This window comes from Peribacillus deserti, assembly GCF_016909175.1.
GTDB classification, from domain to species: Bacteria; Bacillota; Bacilli; order Bacillales; family DSM-1321; genus Paraperibacillus; species Paraperibacillus deserti.
The window spans coordinates 101,164-124,499 of the sequence record NZ_JAFBFI010000001.1; the positions used below are offsets into that span (position 1 = coordinate 101,164).

Annotated in this window: 20 protein-coding genes; 18 read left to right on the plus strand and 2 right to left on the minus strand. The window is 41.9% G+C overall.

Annotated features, from left to right (window positions below):
* Positions 1 to 47: 47 nt before the first annotated feature.
* From nuoI to spoIID, 10 genes are all read left to right on the plus strand, one after another.
* Positions 48 to 467, plus strand: coding sequence for an NADH-quinone oxidoreductase subunit NuoI (gene nuoI / locus JOC77_RS00480; RefSeq protein ID WP_204537385.1), 420 nt, complete (start codon positions 48 to 50; stop codon positions 465 to 467).
* Positions 464 to 988 (plus strand): NADH-quinone oxidoreductase subunit J, encoded by a 525-nt coding sequence (locus JOC77_RS00485; RefSeq protein ID WP_204537386.1) that lies wholly within the window; start codon positions 464 to 466, stop codon positions 986 to 988. The genes nuoI and JOC77_RS00485 overlap by 4 nt, the downstream gene beginning before the upstream one ends.
* Positions 985 to 1,299, plus strand: coding sequence for an NADH-quinone oxidoreductase subunit NuoK (gene nuoK / locus JOC77_RS00490; RefSeq protein WP_204537387.1), 315 nt, complete (start codon positions 985 to 987; stop codon positions 1,297 to 1,299). The genes JOC77_RS00485 and nuoK overlap by 4 nt, the downstream gene beginning before the upstream one ends.
* A gap of 75 nt (positions 1,300 to 1,374) precedes the next feature.
* Positions 1,375 to 3,243 carry an NADH-quinone oxidoreductase subunit L gene (gene nuoL / locus JOC77_RS00495; protein ID WP_204537388.1) on the plus strand — a complete coding sequence of 623 codons (1,869 nt, stop codon included), beginning with the start codon at positions 1,375 to 1,377 and terminating at the stop codon, positions 3,241 to 3,243.
* On the plus strand, positions 3,240 to 4,772 hold the full coding sequence (locus JOC77_RS00500; RefSeq protein WP_204537389.1) for an NADH-quinone oxidoreductase subunit M: 1,533 nt from the start codon (positions 3,240 to 3,242) through the stop codon (positions 4,770 to 4,772). Before nuoL ends, JOC77_RS00500 begins: the two co-directional genes overlap by 4 nt.
* The gene (gene nuoN / locus JOC77_RS00505; protein ID WP_204537390.1) at positions 4,769 to 6,286 is read left to right on the plus strand and encodes an NADH-quinone oxidoreductase subunit NuoN; all 1,518 of its coding nucleotides are present in this window, start codon (positions 4,769 to 4,771) and stop codon (positions 6,284 to 6,286) included. The genes JOC77_RS00500 and nuoN overlap by 4 nt, the downstream gene beginning before the upstream one ends.
* Before the next feature lie 1,219 nt (positions 6,287 to 7,505).
* On the plus strand, positions 7,506 to 7,742 hold the full coding sequence (locus JOC77_RS00510) for a DUF1146 family protein (protein ID WP_204537391.1): 237 nt from the start codon (positions 7,506 to 7,508) through the stop codon (positions 7,740 to 7,742).
* Between the two features lie 135 nt (positions 7,743 to 7,877).
* Complete coding sequence (locus tag JOC77_RS00515; RefSeq protein ID WP_204537392.1) at positions 7,878 to 8,627, plus strand: YwmB family TATA-box binding protein; 750 nt, start codon at positions 7,878 to 7,880, stop codon at positions 8,625 to 8,627.
* Positions 8,628 to 8,659: 32 nt separating this feature from the next.
* Positions 8,660 to 9,961, plus strand: coding sequence for a UDP-N-acetylglucosamine 1-carboxyvinyltransferase (gene murA / locus JOC77_RS00520; RefSeq protein ID WP_204537393.1), 1,302 nt, complete (start codon positions 8,660 to 8,662; stop codon positions 9,959 to 9,961).
* A gap of 217 nt (positions 9,962 to 10,178) precedes the next feature.
* Positions 10,179 to 11,207, plus strand: coding sequence for a stage II sporulation protein D (spoIID, locus tag JOC77_RS00525; protein WP_239558509.1), 1,029 nt, complete (start codon positions 10,179 to 10,181; stop codon positions 11,205 to 11,207).
* Positions 11,208 to 11,316: 109 nt separating this feature from the next.
* Here spoIID and JOC77_RS00530 read toward each other — a convergent pair whose 3' ends face one another.
* Positions 11,317 to 11,694 carry a VanZ family protein gene (locus JOC77_RS00530; RefSeq protein ID WP_338047162.1) on the minus strand — a complete coding sequence of 126 codons (378 nt, stop codon included), beginning with the start codon at positions 11,692 to 11,694 and terminating at the stop codon, positions 11,317 to 11,319.
* Between the two features lie 242 nt (positions 11,695 to 11,936).
* Here JOC77_RS00530 and JOC77_RS00535 point away from each other — a divergent pair, with 242 nt between their 5' ends.
* The 8 genes from JOC77_RS00535 to fabZ all read left to right on the plus strand — a co-directional run bounded on the left by JOC77_RS00535 (position 11,937) and on the right by fabZ (position 19,590).
* Entirely contained in the window at positions 11,937 to 12,821 is an 885-nt protein-coding gene (locus JOC77_RS00535; protein WP_204537394.1) for a stage II sporulation protein SpoIIQ, read from the plus strand.
* A 725-nt stretch (positions 12,822 to 13,546) separates the two neighbouring features.
* Positions 13,547 to 13,819, plus strand: coding sequence for a sporulation transcriptional regulator SpoIIID (gene spoIIID, locus JOC77_RS00540; RefSeq protein WP_204537395.1), 273 nt, complete (start codon positions 13,547 to 13,549; stop codon positions 13,817 to 13,819).
* 274 nt (positions 13,820 to 14,093) lie between these two features.
* Entirely contained in the window at positions 14,094 to 15,098 is a 1,005-nt protein-coding gene (mreB, locus tag JOC77_RS00545) for a rod shape-determining protein (RefSeq protein ID WP_204537396.1), read from the plus strand.
* A gap of 253 nt (positions 15,099 to 15,351) precedes the next feature.
* Positions 15,352 to 16,191 (plus strand): flagellar hook-basal body protein, encoded by an 840-nt coding sequence (locus JOC77_RS00550; protein ID WP_204537397.1) that lies wholly within the window; start codon positions 15,352 to 15,354, stop codon positions 16,189 to 16,191.
* 84 nt (positions 16,192 to 16,275) lie between these two features.
* A complete protein-coding gene (locus JOC77_RS00555) occupies positions 16,276 to 17,115 on the plus strand; it encodes a flagellar hook-basal body protein (RefSeq protein WP_204537398.1) in 840 nt (279 codons plus the stop codon).
* Positions 17,116 to 17,241: 126 nt separating this feature from the next.
* Positions 17,242 to 17,496, plus strand: a complete 255-nt coding sequence (locus JOC77_RS00560) for a DNA-directed RNA polymerase subunit beta (RefSeq protein ID WP_239558511.1) — start codon at positions 17,242 to 17,244, stop codon at positions 17,494 to 17,496.
* A gap of 183 nt (positions 17,497 to 17,679) precedes the next feature.
* Positions 17,680 to 18,657: a polysaccharide deacetylase family protein gene (locus JOC77_RS00565; protein WP_204537400.1), complete on the plus strand. Its 978-nt coding sequence runs from the start codon at positions 17,680 to 17,682 to the stop codon at positions 18,655 to 18,657.
* Between the two features lie 498 nt (positions 18,658 to 19,155).
* Complete coding sequence (fabZ, locus tag JOC77_RS00570) at positions 19,156 to 19,590, plus strand: 3-hydroxyacyl-ACP dehydratase FabZ (RefSeq protein WP_204537401.1); 435 nt, start codon at positions 19,156 to 19,158, stop codon at positions 19,588 to 19,590.
* Between the two features lie 223 nt (positions 19,591 to 19,813).
* Here the strand turns inward: fabZ and JOC77_RS00575 are convergent, their stop codons facing one another.
* Positions 19,814 to 23,329 (minus strand): S8 family serine peptidase, encoded by a 3,516-nt coding sequence (locus tag JOC77_RS00575; protein ID WP_204537402.1) that lies wholly within the window; start codon positions 23,327 to 23,329, stop codon positions 19,814 to 19,816.
* Positions 23,330 to 23,336: the final 7 nt, after the last annotated feature.

Here is a 23,336-nt window from a genome sequence, read left to right on the forward strand (position 1 = left end):
TATATAAAAGCAGGGCCGGTCCAGCTTCTAATGAAGGGGTGATCACTATGATAGGCTTGGCAAAAGGTTTCTCATATACCCTGAAAAACCTAACCCGAAAAAAAGTTACCTATGACTATCCGAATGAGCCGCTGCCGCTGCCGGATCGTTTCCGAGGCATACAGAAATTTTATCCGGAAAAGTGTATTGTCTGCAATCAGTGCTCCAATATCTGCCCGACAGACTGCATTCAGCTGACAGGAAAAAAACATCCGGACCCTTCAAAAAAAGGGAAAATCATTGACACATATGATATAAATTTTGAAATCTGCATTTTATGCGATCTATGTACAGAGGTATGTCCGACAGAAGCCATTATTATGACAAATAACTTTGAACTGGCTGAATACAGCCGTGACCAGCTGTTTAAGAATCTAGAATGGCTGGATGAAAATGACGAAAATAAACGGACGGTGAATAAACCATGAGTCTCTCAGGTGAAATGATTGCGTTTATCTTACTGTCCCTTGTCGCCATTATAGGTGGAATTTTATTAATCAATCTTACTAGAGTGGTCCATATGGTGATTGCCCTGGTATTCACCTTTATCAGTGTGGCCGGACTGTATGTACTGCTTTCAGCTGAATTCCTGGCTGCCGTACAGATCCTCATCTATTCGGGAGCGATTACGATCATCATGCTCTTTGGAATCATGCTGACCAGACATAATGATACAAGTGAGAAAACGGCGGGCGTATGGAGAAAATTACTGCTTATAGCTGGAATAGCCGGCTTCGGCCTTGCGTCGTATGCAGGAATATATAATCTGGACATTCCGGTACAGGAGACGAAGCTGCATGAAGATAACACAAGGCAGATTGGGATGGCATTATATTCTGATCACATGATTCCTTTTGAATTGACATCGGTTCTTCTGCTCGCTGCCTTAATCGGAGCGATCATCCTCGCGAAAAAGGATGATGAAAAGAAGGAGGGAGAAGAATCATGAACTCTGTGCCTCTTTCAGCTTATTTAGTTCTTGCCCTCATTCTTTTTTGCATCGGATTGTATGGGGCTTTAACCAAAAGGAATGCAGTCATTGTTTTAATATCCATAGAGCTTATGCTGAATGCCGTGAATATTAATCTGGTTGCTTTCAGCAAGCTTGGGCCTGCTCCTTCTATTTCCGGCCAGATTTTTTCACTCTTTACCATAACGGTTGCAGCAGCAGAAGCTGCAGTAGGACTCGCTATTTTAATGTCACTGTATAACCGCCGCAAGACGGTTAATGTAGATGAGATGGACCAGTTGAAACATTAAGCTGGCACTATAAAGAATGTAATTCATTAAGAAAGCGGCATACGCTTTCGAATAATGAAATGGGGAATTTATGCCATGATGGAGAATGCATGGATTATACCGCTTTTCCCGCTCATATCGTTCCTGCTGCTTCTTCTGCTCGGTAAAAGGCTGAAGGAATCCAGTGCATATATAGGAATCGCTTTTACACTTTTTTCTTTGCTATTTTCTTTACTGGTGTTATGGGAAAGATTTACGTCACCTACCTATAAGATCGGAACAGAATGGCTGAAGATAGGGGATTTAAGTATTACGGCGGGCATGGAAGTGAACCAGTTGAACGCGCTGATGCTGGTAATTGTGTCACTGGTCAGTTTTCTTGTACATATGTATTCAAAGGGATATATGCAGGGAGAAGAGCGTTTTTCCGTCTTTTATGCTTATTTAGGATTATTCACGTTTGCTATGCTGGGTCTGGTGCTGTCGCCAAACCTTTTACAGCTCTACGTATTCTGGGAGTTGGTAGGCCTCGGATCCTTCCTGTTGATCGGTTTTTATTTTTATAAAGAAGAAGCCAAACAGGCAGCTAAAAAAGCGTTTATTATGACCAGGATCGGCGATGTTGGTTTGTTTATTGGCATGATCCTGCTGTTTTGGGAAACGGGAAGCTTTGAATATGATGCGATTTTTAAAGCAGCAGCAGAAGGAAGCATAAGCGAAGGCATGATTACCTTAACGGCGATATTCATTTTCATTGGTGCCATGGGTAAATCTGGGCAGTTTCCGCTTCATACATGGCTTCCGGATGCCATGGAAGGGCCTACGCCTGTATCCGCATTAATCCATGCGGCAACGATGGTAGCAGCTGGCGTGTATCTAGTAGCAGCCATGTTTCCATTATTCTCTGAAAGCAGCACCGCATTGCTCATAGTAGCGGCAACAGGAGCGTTTACGGCCATTTTTGCAGCAAGCATCGGCCTTGTCCAGACCGATATCAAAAGGGTGCTGGCTTATTCCACGGTCAGCCAGCTTGGATACATGATGCTAGCACTCGGTACGGCAGGATATGTGGCCGGAGTGTTTCATTTAATGACTCATGCCTTTTTCAAAGCACTTCTTTTCCTGGCAGCAGGAAGTGTGATACATGCCGTGCATACACAGAACATCGAGGAAATGGGAGGCTTGTGGAAGAAGCTCAAGATAACGGGCCCATTATTTTTAATTGGCACACTGGCTATATCAGGGGTTCCTCTCTTTTCGGGATTCTTCAGCAAGGATGAAATTCTTGTGTCAGCTTGGAATCACGGGAATTATATTTTATTCTTTTTGGCGCTGATCGCCGCTTTCTTTACTGCCTTTTACATGTTCCGATTATTTTTTCTTGTATTTACCGGTAACCAGAAAAAAGAAGCACAGAATGTTCATGAGTCACCCGCCTCAATGACAATCCCCATGCTGATCCTGGGTTTTTTAGCGGTTGTCAGCGGATATGTGAACACACCGTGGTTCGGAACCTTCCTTGGAGATTGGCTCACAAAAGGAAATCATTATCTCGAGCATGGCCACGAAGACAGTCCAGTCTGGATTATGCTTGCTGCCACCCTTGTTTCACTGGCGGGAATTACACTGGCATACATGATATACAGCAAGCGTTCGATTTCAAGAGACTGGCTCGGCGGTGAAGGAAGCATGATGTACAATATTCTTTATAACAAGTATTACGCAGATGAATTTTATAACCTTTCTATTGTAAGACTGACTGGAATCATAAGTGTGTTTTTCAGCTATATCGATAGATTCATTGTAGAAGGGCTCGTAAACGGTGTAACAGGAACCGTTCAAAAGCTGGGCAAAATTGGCTCACGTATGCAGACAGGCCAGGTTCAGCAATATGGAACGATTGCGTTTTTTGGGCTTGCTGTTTTACTCATTATATTTGCGCTCACAGGGGGGATCTTTGAATGAATGAAATCTTGCTTTCAGTCTTAGTATTCTCCCCGCTGATCGGCATCCTGGCGTTATGTTTTATTTCCAAGAACCAGGAAAAGGCCATTAAATGGGCAGGTATTCTGGCAACAGTCCCAGCACTGGCGCTGTCACTTTTCCTTTACAGCTATTATTTAGGCGGGAACAATTTATCCGCGTTTTCAGAAAAAGTACGCTGGATCCAATTTGGCAGCATTGCCAATGCGGATTCGAAATTATTTGCCGTAGATTATGAGCTGGCGCTGGATGGATTTGCCCTGCTTATGGTGTTATTGACAGCCGTTCTTTCCACTTTGTCCGCGATCGCCTCCATTTCTATTAAGAAAGAATGGAAAGGGTATTTTATGCTATTCCTTCTGCTTGAGACAGGGATGCTCGGGGTTTTTATGGCACAAAATATGGTGTTATTTTTCATATTCTTTGAGATTACCTTAATCCCGGCCTTTTTCCTGATAGGAAAATGGGGATATATTGAAAAAGAGAAGGCGGCCTTCAGCTTTTTAATTTACAATGGATTCGGTTCAGCCGTTTTACTAATTGTAATTATGGTACTTTTCGCAAGGGCAGGGACCTCGAATATTGAGGCGTTGAGATACATTATAAATGTCGGAGGAGTACCGCTCGTTTCCCCAATCACTGAAGGGATGAAATATGGGCTGTTAATAGCGCTGCTGATTGCTTTCGGTGTGAAGCTCCCAATTTTTCCGCTGCATACCTGGATGCTAAGAGTCCACGTACAGGCGCCTCCGCCTATTGTTATGCTGCATGCGGGAGTGCTCCTGAAAATCGGCGCCTTCGGGTTAATCCGCTTTGGACTCGGAATTTTTCCGGAACAATTTAAAGATTTATCAGTCATTATTGCGGTACTGGGTGTTATTAATCTCCTATATGGTGCATTTCTGGCATTCATTCAAAAAGAGTTCAAAATGGTGCTTGCCTACTCATCGATTTCCCATATGGGGATTGTGTTAATAGGGCTAGGAGCGCTGAATGAGTCCGGAATTCAGGGAGCTATTTTCCAGGTTGTATCTCACGGATTAATTGCGGCTCTGCTATTCTTTCTCGTGGGAGTGATCTATGAAAGAGTACAAACCACATCATTATCTAATCTTGGCGGGCTTTCCAAAGCGATGCCGCTCACTTCTGGTTTCCTCTTGGCAGGAGCAATGGCATCCCTGGGACTGCCAGGCATGTCAGGCTTCATCAGCGAATTTATGGCTTTTCTGGGACTGTTTAAAACGGACCCGCTGCTCGCTGGCATCGGTGCCCTCGGGATCATCATAACGGCTGTCTATTTATTAAGGGCCGTGATGGGAATAACGTTTGGAAAGCAGGGTGTATCTGTTAGAACCAAAGCTATGAGGGATTTGAATAGTGTTGAAATGGTGCCAGTGCTTGTACTGCTTGCATTTATAGTCATAATTGGCATTTACCCATCCATCTTAAGCAATCCATTAGAAGATACGATTCAATTAATCATGACTGGGCTAGGGGGGCAGGCAGGATGAACCTAGATACACTTCTTTCATATGAATGGGGTCATATGGCTCCGGAATTCATTATCCTTGCAGTAGCAGCCCTTTTGTCTCTTCTCGATCTATTTCTGCCTAAGAGCTATAACAGAAGGTCCCTTGCCTGGATTGCCCTTGTGGGGATATTGGTAGCGGTTGTATCTCTGATCGGGCTTCTTGACAGTAAATCTGTTTCCATTTTACATGATACCTTCCGGCTGGATTCATTCGGAAAAGCATTTAAACTGATCTTATTGATCGGAGCTGCCTGTGTAATTTTACTGGCAGAAAGCTATGAGCCGAAGGAAGGGCTTAAAGAGTATAGAGGCGAATTCTACTATTTATTCCTTACCGGTCTGCTGGGAGCCATGGTGATGACCTCAAGCGGAGATTTGATTACCTTGTTTGTCGGCCTGGAGCTGTTATCCATTTCTTCCTATATACTGGCGGGAATGCGCAAGAAAAATCCAGGATCAAACGAAGCAGCCATGAAGTATGTGATAAACGGCGGCATTTCTACAGCGATCACCCTTTTTGGCATGAGTTATCTATATGGATTGTCCGGCACGACTAACTTAAAGGAAATGTCGGGGGCCATGTCGGCTCAAGCCGCAAATGGGCAGTTCCTTTATCTGTATGGCCTTGCATTTTTTATGGTGCTGATCGGGCTCTCCTTTAAGCTTGCATCTGCGCCTTTCCATATGTGGGCTCCGGATGTGTACCAGGGATCCCCGACACCGGTAACAGCCTTTCTGAGCGTTGTTTCCAAAACGGCTGGCTTTGTGATTTTGCTCAGAATCATTTTAACCCTTTTTCTCACAATGCCGGGAGACGACACTCAAAAACTCTCTTTTCTTGAAACACACAGCATATATATATCCTGTCTTGCCGGAATATCCATTATCGCCGGAAACGTGATTGCATTAAGGCAGCGAAATATAAAAAGAATGTTTGCCTACTCAAGCATTGCTCATGCCGGCTATATTTTAGTCGCGATTTCAGCACTAGGTTATTTCACCTTTGATGCGGTCTGGTTTTACTTACTGGCCTATCTTTTAATGAATCTCGGGGCTTTTGCAGTCATTCAGCTGATTACAGATTCTTCACACTCAGAAGATATTGCTGACTTTGCAGGGCTTTACCGGAGGTCGCCGCTGCTCGCAGCCGGGTTTGCCGTCTTTATTTTGTCGCTCGCAGGCATTCCTGGCACAGCCGGGTTTATAGGTAAACTTAACATCTTCATGAATGCTTTAATGACAGACCCAGGACATTTTGTCCTCGCCTCTATCATGATCGCAGGAACGGTCATATCCTATTTTTATTACTTCGGGATTATGACACAGATGTTTTTCAGGCCAGCTGCGAGCACCGAGAAAATTAAAGTGCCGGCGGGCATTGGCGCAGTGGTCGTGTTAGCACTGGCAGGCACGATTCTCTTTGGAGTCGCACCAAATACCGCTTTGGACTTCCTGCACAATAACTTTGGAAGCTTTAACGACTTTTTAAAGTAGATGAAAAGAACAAGGACCGGATGGTGGTCCTTGTTTTTTGCCACCTGAAAAATTAATAAGTAAATACGGCGGAAAGATCCCCTCTTATTATTTGCTATGAATGTCGCAATGTTCGTTATCAAGTAAAGGGCGTTTTTGTACCAAGTGCTCTGTGGATGAGGTTCTGCAGGCGTAATAAGAAATTGGACAGCCCTGCACGCTTACGCACACGCGGGATAGAGCATGTCGCACGAACGTACTGGACACGAACATTCTCACGATTTGATAATGATGCTATTTATAAAAGTTGCTGTGTACGCAGCTGCACAGCTGATCAGATACATAAATATTTGAAGATCCGCATATATTCCTGAAGGAAATCATAAATACAAAAAGATAAGCATATGTACCGTAAGATAAGAATAGAACAGCTTCACATAATCATAAAACATCGAAACTTAAGCATTAATCTAAAAAACATAAGCATAAAACTTCGAAACATAAGCATAAACTGCCAAGAAGTCGCTCATAGACTCTATAACTTTATTAAATTGCTAAAAACATTACCTTTCAAGGACAATGGAGCGGTTTTTTGTTCGAGTTTTGCATTAAAAAGGTAAAATTTTGTTAACAAAGAGATGTTAGATGGTATTTAAGAAGTTTTTATGCTCTAGGTAAATCTTAACTAGACATTTAGTCCAGGTAACCGTCCTCCACAGCAGTCCCCCAAAAATTTCATCCCTTAAATTACCTCTTAAAGTTCAGTTTAGCCCTCTAAAAGTCGCGTTACCCATAAAACCTGCCAATGTCCTTCACGTAGTGTTGATCCGCAGGGTCAAATTTCTCACGCCGATAATGTTAATCGGAATTTTTTTATTTCAGAATTTGGACATGTCCCCGCCATATTACTTCTTTCGGATGGGTAACGAGGGGGCTAAAAGCTGCCAGACTGTAGAAGCCGCTCCATCAGAGTTCGGCGGTTAGATTCTGTTGAGTTTCTATTAATTATTTAAATACCAACATTCTCACCTGAAAAAATAAAATTCTTGAATTTGTAACCTCCACGGGGCTGCCCTCGTCTAATTAAGTGGTGCCGGAAGTGGGGACTTTAGAACTCTTGGAAATTTTTGTAACAAATATTTAACATTTTCGAAAAATAGTAGAATCTTCATGAAGAAGATGCCCCTATCCTGTGTTAAAATGTAAAAATGGTAATCTTTATTGTTAAAGGAGCATGAACATGGTTTCTACGATTGGACAGCAGGCACTTATGGGCATTACAATACATCTACTTTGTTTTGCACTTACGTGGTGGGCATTGCAGGCTTTGAATTTTGACAAGATGCTTAGGTCAAACAGGGTATTGCAGGCACGCGTTCTTTACATACTCCTGACTATTGCCATTGGTTCAGCAGTCGCTGGCTTTCTGCTAAACTATTTATTTTGGTCAAACCAGCTTCCTTATTTTATGGACTAATTTTTAGCCTTGGAATTTTTGTGAAAAAAGTCACAGAGTCACACTCAACAGGCCGTTGTCATAAAATGGCGACAAACGCCCGGTATGAACTTCCCCCTTTCGGTAACAATGTTACTAATGAGGAGGAGTTGTACCATGACAAAAAAATATATTCATATATTGATATATGTGTCCCTGGCTGGTTTTATATACCTACTTAGTGGGAATACTACGACTATAGCAAAAAATGACATTGATATAGCAAAAATGATAAGGGTTTTAGAGTCTCATCAAGAAATGCAGATTAAGGAATGGTCTGTCTTTGCAAGAGGAATAGATGAACAAACAAACACCATTGATCAATACGATCAAAAAGTAAAAGACTTCAAGAAGCTCTATCCCGAGTTTGATTGGCAGCAGGCAGAAAACGACAATTCTCTCACAGCCTCAGGAACCAGGAAAAACCAGCAGACAGGGACACTGGAAACCATAAAGATCATGATGACCCTCACAAAATCCACTCCCACTACGTATATCCTATATGAGGTAAGGGGAAATAAGTGGACAAAGGACAGCCTCATCTATATAAAGAAAGATTTTTTTGGAAAGACAAATGACATTTTTCGGGAAAATCCTTCAATTTTCACTTGTATTAAAGGGGAAATCAATGATAAGATTGGGAAGGTTTTATCATTTTATGTAAAAGAAATGGTAGAAGAGTTTAATGCGCATGAAATAGAGAGCATCAAAGAAGAGAATTTCATATCTGTTTCAGCGCACTCGACACAGTTTGACAGCTATTTGACCAAGGAACAAATGAATTTGCAGCTTGCCATGAGAAAAGAAGGATTGGGCGGTAAGACTACCTTTGTAGTTGGCACACCCATAATCACATTTGAATATTAATATAGAGAAATTGGACGCGGAGGGGAATACTTTTGGAAAAAATCATCGTCCGCGGCGGGAAAAGGCTTAGCGGAACCGTAAAAGTTGAAGGAGCAAAAAATTCCGTTTTACCTGTAATCGCTGCAACACTATTAGCAAGTGATGGAAAAAGTATCTTAAAAGACGTGCCAACTCTCTCCGATGTATATACCATCAATGAAGTATTGAGAAAGCTGAACGCTGACGTAGCGTTTGACAATAATACAGTAACAGTGGATGCATCAAGAGAGTTATTGGAAGAAGCACCATTTGAATATGTACGCAAGATGCGGGCATCCGTTTTAGTGATGGGATCCCTGCTCGCTAGAAACAGCCGTGCACGCGTTGCACTCCCAGGTGGATGTGCAATCGGTTCACGTCCGATAGACCAGCACTTAAAGGGCTTTGAAGCAATGGGCGCAAAAGTGAAGGTAGGAAACGGGTTTATCGAGGCTGAAGTAGACGGTAAATTAAAGGGAGCCAAAATCTATCTGGATTTCCCTAGTGTGGGCGCTACAGAAAACATTATGATGGCTGCAGCTTTGGCTGAAGGTACAACCATCCTTGAAAATGCAGCAAAAGAGCCGGAAATAGTAGACCTTGCAAACTTCATTAACAAAATGGGCGGTAAAGTAAGAGGTGCTGGTACAGCTACTATTAAGATTGAAGGCGTTGAAAAGCTGTACGGTACGGAACACTATATCATTCCTGACCGTATTGAAGCAGGTACATTTATGGCCGCTGCAGCTATTACAGGTGGAAATGTGCTGGTAAAAGGAGCAGTGCCGGAACATTTATCTTCTTTAATTGCCAAAATGGAAGAAATGGGTGTAACCATTATCGAAGAAGAAGAAGGCCTGCGAGTTATTGGTCCGGATCAATTAAAAGCGGTTGATATCAAAACGATGCCGCATCCAGGATTCCCGACAGATATGCAATCACAAATGATGGCATTGCTTCTGCGTTCCACAGGAACAGGGATGATTACAGAAACGGTTTTTGAAAACCGTTTTATGCATGTGGAAGAATTCCGCCGTATGAATGCTGAAATTAAGATTGAGGGACGCTCGGTTATTACCAACGGTCCGTCTAATCTTCAGGGAGCAGAGGTTATGGCGACAGACCTTCGTGCAGCTGCTTCACTAATCCTGACTGGACTAGTTGCAGAAGGTGTAACAAGAGTAACTGAACTGAAGCATTTAGACCGCGGTTATGTGAATTTCCACGGAAAACTAGCGGCACTTGGAGCCGATATTGAACGTGTTAATGATGAATCTGTACATGAAAACGAATCTATTGCGGCCGAGAACGCATAAGAAGTGATCATAGTACTTGCTATTACTTATATGTAAATCAAAGCTGAACCTCCCGGGGTTCAGCTTTTTGATTACTAGCAGCTTTTAGGGTAAGAGAATCTAGTGATTATAAAGAGGAATGAAGTTATAATTGCTAGCAGGCCGCCATACATATAAGTAAGCAGCATGTGAAATCGGGCATCAACGCTGCCACATAATTGTATAGGGGGCGCCATTGTTGAAAGCACTTAAACCTATGATAATTCTTATTATCGTCACAGCAGTTATCATTCTAATGATCCCAGCCATTCTCGTGCTTCCTTTTTCAAATGAATCAGCGAGCGGCAAATTGGTAGAAAAGCTTGAAACTAGCAAGAAGGTGAACAGCGTGGAAAAGAACACAGGACCGGCTCTTGAAGTATCTGTATACCGGGAAGCCGCACAGAGCATCGAGGATGTACCTCTAGAGGATTATGTAAGGGGAGTGGTGGCCGCAGAGATGCCGGCAGACTTCGAACCGGAAGCCCTAAAAGCACAGGCCCTGACGGCCAGAACGTATATTGTGAAACAGCTGATAACAAAGAATGTGAAGGACGCACCCAAAGGGGCTAATGTAACAGATACAGAATCACATCAGGTATATAAAAATGATAAGGAATTAAAGAGAATATGGGGATCAGACTACAGCTGGAAAATAAAGAAGATCAAAACGGCTGTTGAAGAAACAAATGGTCAGATTCTTACCTACGATTCAAATCCTATTGAAGCTACCTTTTTTTCAACAAGCAACGGGTACACTGAAAACTCAGAGGATTATTGGCCAAATAAAATACCTTACTTAAAAAGTGTAGAAAGCCCGTGGGACAAAGATTCCCCAAAATTCTACAGCCAGCAGGTTATGTCGATAGACGATTTTCAAAATAAATTGGGCGTCCAGCTGAGCAGCAAAGCAGCAATCGGCACCATCACAGCAAAAACAGCCGGAAAAAGAGTCGCTAAAGTAGAAATCGGCGGAAAAGAACTAACAGGCAAGCAAATAAGAGAAAAGCTAAACCTAAAGTCATCCGACTTCTCCTGGATCCGCAAAGGAAACCAGGTAATCATCTATACAAAAGGCTTCGGCCACGGCGTTGGAATGAGCCAATACGGAGCCAACGGCATGGCTCAGCAAGGCAAAACCTACAAAAACATCATCCAGCACTACTACAAAGGGGTCCAAATCACAGCCGCGGCCCCCTACCTCACGAAAATCACAGCCAACAAATAATTGCCGGGGACTGTCCCCATTTCCCAGAGGGCAATTCGTACGGCTGTAAGGATCCGGCAGGGGGCAAGCCCTTATTTCCCAAAAAAGCCTGAGCGCTAATATTATGCGCTCAGGCTTTTTTACGTCTTTTTAGAATCCAATAGGCGGCGGCAACGCCGGTGATATCTTTGACTACATCTATTAGAGAAGAGCTCCTTGATGGTATAAAGGACTGATGAATTTCATCAAGGACGCCATATAGGCATGCTGCCACAGCAGCAGCTATATTGAGGGCTGGAGTTAGTTTCCCATTTACTTTCAGCGCAGCTGCTAATAAAACGTATAAAATCGCAAATTCAATCAAATGCAGGGACTCTTTAAAGTAACTATCCACTTTAGATGAATTTAATTCGACGACCATGTCATCAGGATTGCTGGACATAAACCAAATCAGCCCCATATATATAAAAGGCAAAACGGTTATCACGGATTTAACTATTTTATTCACATTGATCCTCTTTTCTTTACATAGAAGGTTTTTAAAGTGCGAAGCGGGAACACGGTTCCCTGCAGGCGCACACACAGTCTGCGGCATCTACTGCCGCTTCATTTCCATCTCTTATTGTACCAGAGAAAAAAACAATGCATAATTCATTTGTCTTAGATTAAAACTAAGTGGAAAAAAATTTATTTTACCAAGATGTATATATTTTCTGATTTCTGTTCAAAATGGCTGATGAGGTGATAAACATGAGAGAGGAAGAAAAGAAACGGACTTCTCAAAAATCAAATTTCCAACGTATTATAAAGAAGCGTTGGGCACTTCCAGCCATCTACATCTTAGTTGCAGCAATCGTTTTATCAGCAGCATTGTGGTATCAAAATGCAGGCAGCAATTCAGCTAACCCGGACGATCAAAAATCAGCCGAGCTTGGCAAAAATGACAAACAGCCTGCAGTGGAAGCAAACCGCAGCCTAGAGAATTTCTCCATGCCGGTTAAAGACCAGGACAATTCAGTAGTGAAAAAAGACTTCTACGATGAAAAGGCTTCTAAAGAACAGCAGGAAGCAGCACTTGTATTCTACAACAATACGTATCAGCAAAATAAAGGTATGGATTTTGCCATGAAAGATGGCAAGGATTTTAACGTAATTGCTTCATTAAGCGGCAAAGTCACTAGAGTCGAAGAAGACTCCGTTCTTGGAAATGTTGTTGAAGTTGAGCACAGTAAAGGAATTGTGACACGTTATTCCTCCGTACAGGGTATAAAAGTTGCGGTTGGAGACGAAGTTTCTAAAGGACAGGCTATTGCCAAGGCTGGACAAAGCTTGTTAAATGAAGAAGCTGGCACACATGTACACTTTGAAATTCGTAAAGACGATGTAGCAGTAAATCCAAAAAGCTTTTTCGAAAAATCTCTTGCTGATCTTCAGGAAACAAATGTAGCTCCTGATGAGTCAGAAAAGATCACAGAAGAAGACCAGGCAGATGCTGAAGGTACACAAGAAGAAAACGTTACTGAAGATTCTCAAGCGAAAGAAGAGAGCCAGTCTCAAAAATCCGAAGACAAAGGCACTCCTGCTGAAGAAAAATCAGAAGAAAATACAACTGATTCACAAACTAAAAACAATTAAAACGTCAAACTTTCCCGTTTGAATAAAACAACTGAACGAAAACCCGCCGAGAAAGGCGGGTTTTTGTGCGTTACGGATCGAAACAGCAGCTAAAGCTCTATTGCAGCTGCCTGGTGTATGGAAAAGATGAAAGAAATAGTAGACATCTGTTTTCGGCTTGATAAGTAAATAATAAATAGGGCTGTTAATCCTAATGTAAGAATAGGAATATTCCTAATCCTATAACCATTCCCCCTAGACTGGCTCCCTCAGCCTCTTCGGAATAAAGCAATAATTAGGATAATCATAAGGTTAAATAGCGTAAAAAAATTAAACAAACTATGAGGTATGGATACGATGCTTATTGCCAGTTTCATTTGATTATCCTTTAGAGATGTATTTCCTTTTTGATTCTGCACAGATGAACCAAATTCTTTTTGTTGCCTCTGTATATTTTTCGACAAATTTCCAGGGAAATAAGCTCGTATAAAATTCTGATTTTTAAAAAAACTTTATCTTAAGCTTGTCCCTATTGCGTAATTCGTGCATATATCTTAAACCAAGCTAATAAACTGTTACAAACCTTACAAAACTTATGAGCAGAGAGGTCCTGAGGTGAGAAGTCGCCCGCCACCCGTGTATTTAGCTGAAGATACATTCACTTGCTTTTAGGGAAACCACTAGTTTATATAAATAGCGAAACCTCATTTCACACTTCTCACTTCAATTTAGGGAGGGCGAGTGGTGTGCACGATTACATCAAAGAAAGAACTATCAAGATAGGAAAGTATATCGTGGAGACAAGAAAAACGGTTCGCGTCATTGCGAAGGAGTTTGGTGTATCCAAAAGTACTGTCCACAAAGATCTTACAGAGAGACTTCCAGAAATAAGTCCGGAACTTGCCAACGAAGTGAAAGATATATTGGATTATCATAAATCCATCCGTCACCTTCGAGGCGGAGAAGCAACCAAAATGAAATACAAGAAGCCAGAGTTTGAAGAAGAGACCGTTAAATAAAGTAAAAGAGAAGTGCCGGCTTTCGCCCGGCATTTTTGTTTTGGGAAATAAGGACTGTCCCCAGCAGGAATGTAAGCCGGGAATGAGTTTCAGGTCCCAGGAAATGGGGACAGTCCCCATAGGGAATGGGTAGAACTTACTAATAATCTACAGGATGTTCACAATTATTCGATACTTTTCTACTTCTTTAGGGTGCGTTGTGATAAAATAGTAAATTAGGACAGTGCTTGAAATATTTAGAAGCCGAGTAAGTTTTAAGGAGGATTATAGCGTAATGTTCGCAAGAGATATAGGAATCGATCTTGGGACTGCCAATGTACTTATACATGTGAAGGGTAAAGGGATCGTATTGAATGAACCGTCTGTAGTTGCCATCGATAAAAACACGAATCGTGTTCTTGCGGTCGGAGAAGAAGCAAGAAGAATGGTAGGGCGTACTCCTGGAAATATAGTGGCAATCCGTCCGCTGAAGGATGGAGTTATTGCTGATTTTGACATCACGGAATCGATGCTTAAGCATTTTATAAATAAATTGAATGTAAAAGGGTTTTTATCTAAGCCCCGTATTTTGATTTGCTGCCCGACGAATATCACAAGTGTCGAGCAGAAAGCAATTAAAGAAGCAGCAGAGAAAAGCGGCGGCAAAAAGGTTTACCTTGAAGAAGAGCCAAAGGTTGCTGCAATCGGTGCGGGAATGGATATTTTCCAGCCTAGCGGTAATATGGTGGTTGATATTGGGGGAGGCACAACGGATGTTGCCGTTCTTTCTATGGGTGATATTGTAACATCTTCATCTATTAAAATGGCCGGAGATAAATTTGACGCGGAAATTTTGAACTTTATTAAGCGCAAGTACAAACTATTGATCGGTGAACGTACTTCTGAAGAAATAAAGCTTAAAGTAGCGACTGTATTCTCTGGATCACGCCAGGAAGAAATCGACATCCGCGGACGGGATATGGTATCCGGACTTCCAAGAACGATCACAGTAAGATCAGATGAGATTAGCGGTGCTTTAAAAGAATCGGTTTCTCTAATCGTACAGGCAGCAAAAAGTGTGCTTGAACGCACACCGCCTGAACTATCAGCAGATATCATCGACCGCGGAGTTATCTTAACCGGCGGAGGAGCCTTGCTTCATGGAATGGATCAGCTGCTGGCTGAAGAATTAAAAGTACCTGTATTAGTTGCAGAAAATCCTATGGATTGTGTAGCAATAGGTACAGGAATGATGCTCGACAATATGGACAAACTGCCAAAACGCAGATTTGTAGTTTGAATGAATAAGGGCCTGGTATTCTTTTTAAGGAAAGGCGCGGAACCAGGGCCCTTATTTTTTAAGGTATTTACCACAAAGCATCCACGGTTAAACTATATCTGCTAAAAAAATCCCCCATTTTCTCTTATCTTCTGAAAAAACGTAATTTTACGGTAAAATACTCATGCTGTGCAGCCGATAATTACCTTATAATAGAATTAACTATGTCTTTGGAACGTTTTTAAAAATTTCTCATTCTACATGAGGTGAATATATGCTAAGAGGCTTTTATACAGCGGCGTCCGGAATGCTTTCCCAGCAGCGCAGGACAGAAATGCTGACGAATAATATATCAAATGCGAGCACGCCTGGATTCAAGGCTGACCAATCTTCAATGAGGGCATTCCCTAAAATGTTCTTAAACAGAGTAGAAAGCCTGAACATTCCTGTGGAAAATAAGCTCACCCTTCCAACCAGCAAGAATATTGGAAATCTGAGTACAGGAGTTTATATGCAGGAAGCTATGCCTGACTTTGGCCAGGGAGATATAACCGAAACCCAAAGAAGTACAGATATAGCGCTTCAAGATATGACAACAGAGATTAACCCAGAAACCGGCCGTCCCGGGACGGCTTTGTTTTCAGTCTCGAATGCGAATGGGGAAATCAGATACACTCGAAACGGGAATTTTACACTTGATGCCGCAGGCTTTTTAACAGCACCAGGCGGCAATTATGTTCTCGATGATACCGGGAACCGGATTCAGCTGCAAAGTGAAAATTTTACAGTAGGTGAAGATGGCGTTATTCAAGAGAATGACCAGAGAGTTTCAAGGCTTGGTATTATGTATACGGATGATCCTTATGGGCTTGTAAAAGAAGGAGACGGCCTGTTCAGGGCAGAGGGCGGCCAAAATATCCAGAGTGCATATGAAATGGAAAATGTTCCATTCAAACTGCAGCAGGGCTTTATTGAGCAATCCAATGTTGATGCATCTAGGACGATGACCGATATGCTGACAGCCTACCGTGCTTTTGAAGCAAACCAGAAAGTTCTGCAGGCATATGATAAAAGCATGGATAAAGCCGTGAATGAAATAGGGCGGATCGGTTAACATTTACTTTTCAGCTTATAAAAACTGCTTCCGGCCGACTTTGAGAATTGCAGCATGCCCTGTGCATGAGGGGAGAAAAAGCAAATGAATAGAGTAATGTTTACGGCAACGAATACACTAAGCCAGCTTCAAAAGAAGATGGATATCATAAGCAATAACCTGGGGAATATAGAAACAACCGGGTATAAAAGAAAAGAAACCTACTTTAACGACCTTCTCGCCCAGGAATTCAAAAACCAGGGCCGTGATGATAAAGAAAAAGGCAGGCTTACGCCTATTGGGATCCGCATGGGTACTGGCGCTAAGATCAGCCAATCACGTTTAGTACTTACACAAGGAAGCCTTAAAACCACAGACAGGAACCTCGATGCGGCCCTGACAAAGAATGATCAGTTCTTTAAAATAAGAGGCGATCAAAATACGGTCCAGTTTACACGAGACGGTGCCTTTTATTTATCACCGACAGATGCCTCCGGAAATTCAATGGCACTTGTAACAGGCAATGGCCAGGCAGTTCTCGATGAGTTCGACAGACCTATTGTGATAGGTGGCGAAATCAATAACATTTCCTTCACTGAAAATGGACAGCTGAGAGCGGCCACAGAAAATAGAGGAGTACAAACCTTTGAACTGGGTATTATTTCTGTAAAAAAGCCCCAATTTTTAGAGCAGAAGGGTACGAATCTATATGCCCTTCCCCAGGGACTAAATACTCTCGGCGTAACAGAAGAGGAAGTTTTCACTAGATTAGAAGGCGGACTAAGAGGAGAAATCTCCATGCAGCAAGGCGTTCTAGAGAACTCCAATGTCGAGCTTTCAAAGGAAATGACCGATCTCATGAACGTCCAGAGATCCTACCAATTCCAGGCGCGTACCATTACAATGGCTGATCAAATGGCAGGCCTTGTAAACGGAATCCGCTAAATAGAGCCGGGCTAAAAAAACCGCAGGCCTATTAAAGAAACAATCCTGATTAACAAAAGCGATCCAGACAGGTATAATAGACCGGAAAGCCGGGTAAGAAGGAGAGGCATCAGAAGGATGGAACCAATGAGCGTATCTAGAGAAGAATATAAAAAAGAAAAAGAAAAAAAAGAAACAAAACCCCAATCAGGCCGAAAGATCAGGGTCCGCCTCATCCCGATATGGCTCCGTCTTATTATCATAATAGCGTTAATCGCAGTCTCCACTATTGCAGGAGCTTTAGTAGGCTACAGCATGCTGGGTGACGGCAGCCCTGGCGATGTATTTAAAAAAACAACCTGGACCCATATTGGGGAACTGGTGAATAAAGACGCACAGTAAGAGAGGGATAACCTCTCTTTTTTATTTGGCGATTTTTGATTTGATGCATAAACAGAAACGATTTTATTAAATTCCGGTCGCATATCTTCTATATCTTCTGGTCTTTTACCAATTTTTTCAGGATAGCACGTCGCAAGAAAAACTTTATAATTATAGAGTTAATAAATAAGAGGATGTGACACGATGAAAAAAAAAGCTTTCAGCTTTTTTGCTGTACTACTAATCTTTCTTCTTTCAGTTGGAAACTTTGCACAAGCAGCACCTTATACTGTACAATCCGGGGATACTCTCTGGAAAATTGCATCAAAAAATCGTATGACTGTCGAAAAGCTGGTAAATCATAATAAGTTGACTTCTACGTTGGTAGGTGTGGGACAAAAATTGGATATTCCAGAAGCAAGCATATACAAAGTGGCTTCGGGGGATACCTTTTATAAAATTTCTGTTAAATTAGGAATTTCTGCATCACATCTCAAAGAGGCAAACCTGCAAATAACAGATCCGAATAGAATTTATCCAGGCCAGATTTTAAATGTTCCGGACAAATCTTACTCAGGTATGATCTATATGGGCCCCAGCAGCAAAAAAGTTATCGCCCTTACCTTCGATGATGGACCAGAGGACGTTTATACCCCTCAAATCTTAAATATATTAAAATCCAAAAATATAAAGGCAACCTTCTTTGCGATGGGACAGCAAGTAAAGGCATATCCTGACTTGCTAAAACGGATTAATTCAGAAGGCCATGCCATTGGCAACCATACATGGTATCATCCTAATATTACATCTTTAACGGATTCACAGTTAATTCAAACCGTACAGTCCACTACCGACGAGATTGAAAAAGTTACAGGAGTTAAGACAAACTTTTTCAGACCGCCATACGGGGCAATCAATGATAATCAGATTGATACCCTAAATAATTTAGGATATCAATCCATTTCATGGACGATTGATTCCTATGACTGGAGTGGTGCTTCGGCAAATGTCATTTTATCAAGGGTTAATGCAAGAGCCGTACCAGGCGGAATTGTTTTATTACATAACTTTAAAGATGCTCGTAAATTAGATGGAATGATAGAGGCGCTGCCTAAAATGATTGATAACTTACGTGCACAGGGATATCAATTTGTTACAATACCGGAGCTATTAGAAAAATAAAAATCAGTCTTTAAACACCGTCCTGTTTATCTCATAAATTAATAGGACGGTTTTTTTCTTATATATCTAAAATCATAAATTATAATTTCACCTCATAAACGGCAAGATGGAGGCTGACAGAGTCCGAATGTAAAACCCTTTTTGACTCTCCGATATTAATTCCTGGAAGTTAGCACATAAGGATGCACATAAATGTTTAAGCTAGCCACGTAAATAACCCCATAAACTGCAAATTGGCGGCTGGCAGGGTCCAGATGTAAATCCTTATTGGCTCCCAGCCATAAACCGGAAGTAAGCCCCGATTAAATAAAGACCTACTACATAATTAACATTTTTGGAAAACCAATTTTTCTTACCCGAACGACCTTAAATACTATTCAAATTAAGCATCATCCAACACAAATCCACTAAAGTTAGTACTTAGTCCTAAAACCAGCTTTTAGTTTTTTCTTTATTCATGTTAAGATAGAGAAAATGAAAACCGTTGGAGGTTATACCATGCTTGATGTGTCGCAAATTAAAGAAATCATACCGCACCGCTATCCTTTTTTGCTGGTCGACAAAATTATAGAGATGGAAGAAGGAGTCAGGGCGGTTGGGATTAAGAATGTGACGGCAAATGAGGAATTTTTTAATGGCCATTTTCCAGACTATCCGGTTATGCCAGGAGTATTGATTGTTGAGGCTTTGGCTCAGGTGGGAGCTACTGCTATGCTGATCAAAGAAGAAAATCGCGGTCGCCTTGCTTTTTTTGCAGGGATTGATAGCTGTCGTTTTAAAAAACAGGTGAGACCTGGCGATCAGCTGAGGTTAGAGGTAGAAATCGTACGTCTTCGCGGTCCGATTGGCAAAGGCAAAGCTGTTGCTAAAGTCGATGGAGAAGTGGCTTGTGAAGCCGAAATTACGTTCGCATTGGGAGAAAAGCAAGAATAAATTTTTATAAAAATTTTTCCAGAAATACTGTTTAGAAGTGCTACTTTGGTGATATTATAGGAGTGTAGGTTAATAGCAAATTCATTTACTCAACATGAAAAAAAATATGGTCTGGTAAGCCATAGATTCTCCCAAAAAAGGAGCTGGTCTGCATTGCAGGCCAGCTTTACTACTTTCTAAAGCGAAAAAGGGAAGGGGCATATATGCCTCTTCCCTTTTTCGCTTATTTAAGGGTTACCTTCAACTCATAAGGTTTGACGGATGAATTGCCGAAATAATCACGGACTTTGATATGGTAAGTACCTTTTTTCAGAGTTCTTACCAGCGTCTCATTATCGCCTTCAGGGTAATAGTCAGCCATATTCAGCAGCTTTCCGTTTTGAAATAGAGACAGCGACATATCTGATTCAATTCCGGCGGACAGGTCGATTTTTACAGAAGTGTCCTTTTTAAGGGTAAGCACATACCAGTCTTCATCACCGAATTTGACGCCTGCATTTAAATAGCCGCTGGCTTTAAGCTCTTTGCTATTCACTGCTTTTAGGGCGATCGGTTTAGAAGGTTTGTTATTTGTAATAACAGATTTTGCATCTTCATCTGCTGTTTTGGCTGCGGCAATAGTCAGGTTGTATGGAACCAGGCTTAATGTGCCTCCATCAATATATTGGTCTAACACGATAAAGTATTTCTTACCAGCTGCTGCCTTAAAGGAACCATAAGTGGTTCCTGAATCGGCACCTGAATCGATGATGGAATAGTTCTCATAGTCAGCGCTGTCATATTTTCTGTTGCGGTTCACGTCTTCAATAATAACTGGTATTTTGTAAACCTTATTAAACAATTCCTTTGGCAGCTTAGCCTGCAGTGCAGGATTGACTGTTCCGTTTTCAGCCAGGACGCTATAAACGCCTGTTTTAGCAGGGGAGAAGTAAAAAGCATCGGTATCCCCAGGCATTGCAAAGTTACCTGTTACTTTTCCATCTGCCGGCAGGTTTTTCACCTGATCCTTCATTAGATCATTGTCTTCATATTTATCTGATTGATCAGCATAAATGTAAGAAGAGGAAATGTTGTATTTTTGATAAGAAAAGTCGTTTTCAAAGAAGTTTGGGCTGACCTGCAAGAAGTAGGTTTCACCTTTTTTTAGCCCGGTCGTGATCTGGCTGTTCAAACTTCCCATGCCGCTCCAGTTTAAATTATCACCCACATAGGCGAAAGTTGGAATGACTTTTCCATCCTCCAGCTTCTCGGTCGTTAACCGCATGATTTCGACTAAGAAAGACTGGCCATTTACCTTTGGAATATTAAATTTGTATATCCCCGATTTTTCAGCCTGGAAAGTGAATATATCAGAATCATTGTGATCTTGCAGCGTTCCGGCAGCCGATTGGCCTAATGTATATGGACGTGCTGATTCCTTATATTGCTCAATTCTTCTCTCGAAATATAGGATCTCATCTTCCATATCATATCTTCCATCTCCGTTTAAATCGCTATCTCCTTCTTCGCCTTCTTCACCTTCTTGAATCGGGTAGCCGTCTTCGTCAGGAGTAAACTCAGATGAAGATAAGCTTAACGTATAAGGAGTCAGAGATGACTCTGGTTCTAGATTGGTTTCAAAAACAGGACCAAAGAAGAAAAAGAAGTTTTCCTCTGTTAATTCAGGTTTATTAGATACCTTTACAATGTATTTCATATCTTTTTCGCCTTTGAAATATAGAGATTCTCCTTCACCAGCTCCGCCTCTGTTGCTGGTAAAGTCACCAGGCATTCCATTTTCGCCTTCCAGCATTTCCTTCAGCATCTGCAATTTTTCTTCATCATTCATAACTGGCTCTCCGGGTTCTTGGGGAGGAAAAAGGGAATCTTCACGATACACATTGATAGAGCTGTTTACTCCGGCCACTCCAGAAACCTTAAGGTTGAACAGATTTTCGCCGTCAGCCTTGAAGGTGAAATAATCATGATCGATTTTGTCTGCTCCGGCAAACGTATGATCTGAATTGCTGAATGGCACTGAAGTGATGGCAGTCATATTAGTCAGTGTGGATGCATCCTCAGGAAGTGCGTCTGATTTTGAAACCTGCAGCGTATAATGATTTTTCTTGGCTGAAGAGCTGTCATAATTGCCATTTACATCTTTTACGCCGATCGCCATGGTACCTGTAAACGGTGCTTTAATGAGTTTAGCCTCACTTTTGCCATCCCGAACAGAATCAAGCATAAGGGTTTGTGACTGGTTGGTTCCGAAAAATTTGACTGTCAGCTTATGGTCATATTGAGCCGCGGTTTTTAGGGCAGTCTGAATATACTCTCCTTCTTTTACTTTAAATTGAATCCAATGCTGTTCGGCAGGCTGAGTGAAAGCTTTCGTAACAGCAAGTGGCTCTGAGGTTCCAACAGAAGCTGCCTCATTTAAAATTTCTTTATCTGTCCATGTTTTAGTTACAGTTTTCGGAACAGATTTAACATTATAAGCTAAAGCGGATACAGGATTCACAAGTCCGTTTCCAAATTTTGTATCATAACCTTTTGCTCCCATGTCCTGGGCTGTCGTTTTCAAGATAAACTCGACCCCTGCAGGTGTAAGAGAAGGGTTTTTCGCTAGGACGAGGGAAGCGACTCCGGCTACAACAGGCGAAGCCATGGACGTTCCGCTCATATTTCGGAAGCTGGACAATTTTTCTGCTTCATAAATGGAAGAATACACTTCTTCCCCAGGAGCTACGATGTCAACAGTTGGTCCAAAGTTAGAATAAGAAGAAAGGCTCTTCTTGCTATTTATGGAGCCAACGCTAATAACGCCTTCATAGGAAGCAGGATAGCTCGGCATATCCCATGCTTCATTTCCGGCAGCAGCGACTATTGTAATGCCCTTACTAATCGCTTTCTGGACAGTTTCCTCGAGCAGAGGAGAAGGTGCATATGAACCGAGGCTCATATTAATCACTTTAGCTCCCTGCTCGATCGCCTTATCTATGGCTTGAGCTATCGTGTAATCATTGGTCGACCAAGATCTTCCGAACACATCTATGGACAAAATATCAGCGTTAGGATTGATACCATAGCCGCCGACTCCGTTATTCTTTTCACCAGCGATAATACCCGCTACATGTGTTCCATGGCTGTCAGGCTGCCCTGGGTTGGCAGGGTTTAATATGTTAACGCTGCTGATGACTTTACTTTTCAGCTCAGGATGCTTAACATCAATCCCTGTATCAATGACGGCTACCTTAACCTTCCTGGTTCCTGCAAGGGATTGTGCCTTGTTGATCTGCAGCATGGAATTTACATACTGCTTGTACGCTTTCGGGTCCGGATTGCCGAACTTTTGAAAAAGCACTGATGGCTGGGCAGAAATGACTGCATCATTTTTCAAGTAGGCTTTCAGTGCCTTTTCCTGTGCTGCTTTATTTTTTACTTTTACCACTACATATTTAAGAGAGCTATCCTGCTTTAGAATCGTTGCGCCTAGGCGGGAGTGCTGAGTTCTGGATAGAGGATTTTTATATTTAATAATGATGGTATCTTCACTAAATTGAGGTTTTTGTTCCTTTTCAGATCCAAGGCTGCGGGCATCCGATATGGATTTGAATTGCCGCGTACCGCTATCATACTTTCCTGAAAGGACATTTTTTGATTGATTTAAGTCCGTTTGAAGGCTCGCGCTGGCTGCTCCCGGCAGCAATAGTCCGGCGCAAACACTGAAGAGAGCCATATTTTTTACTAATTTTTTCATAATCTTC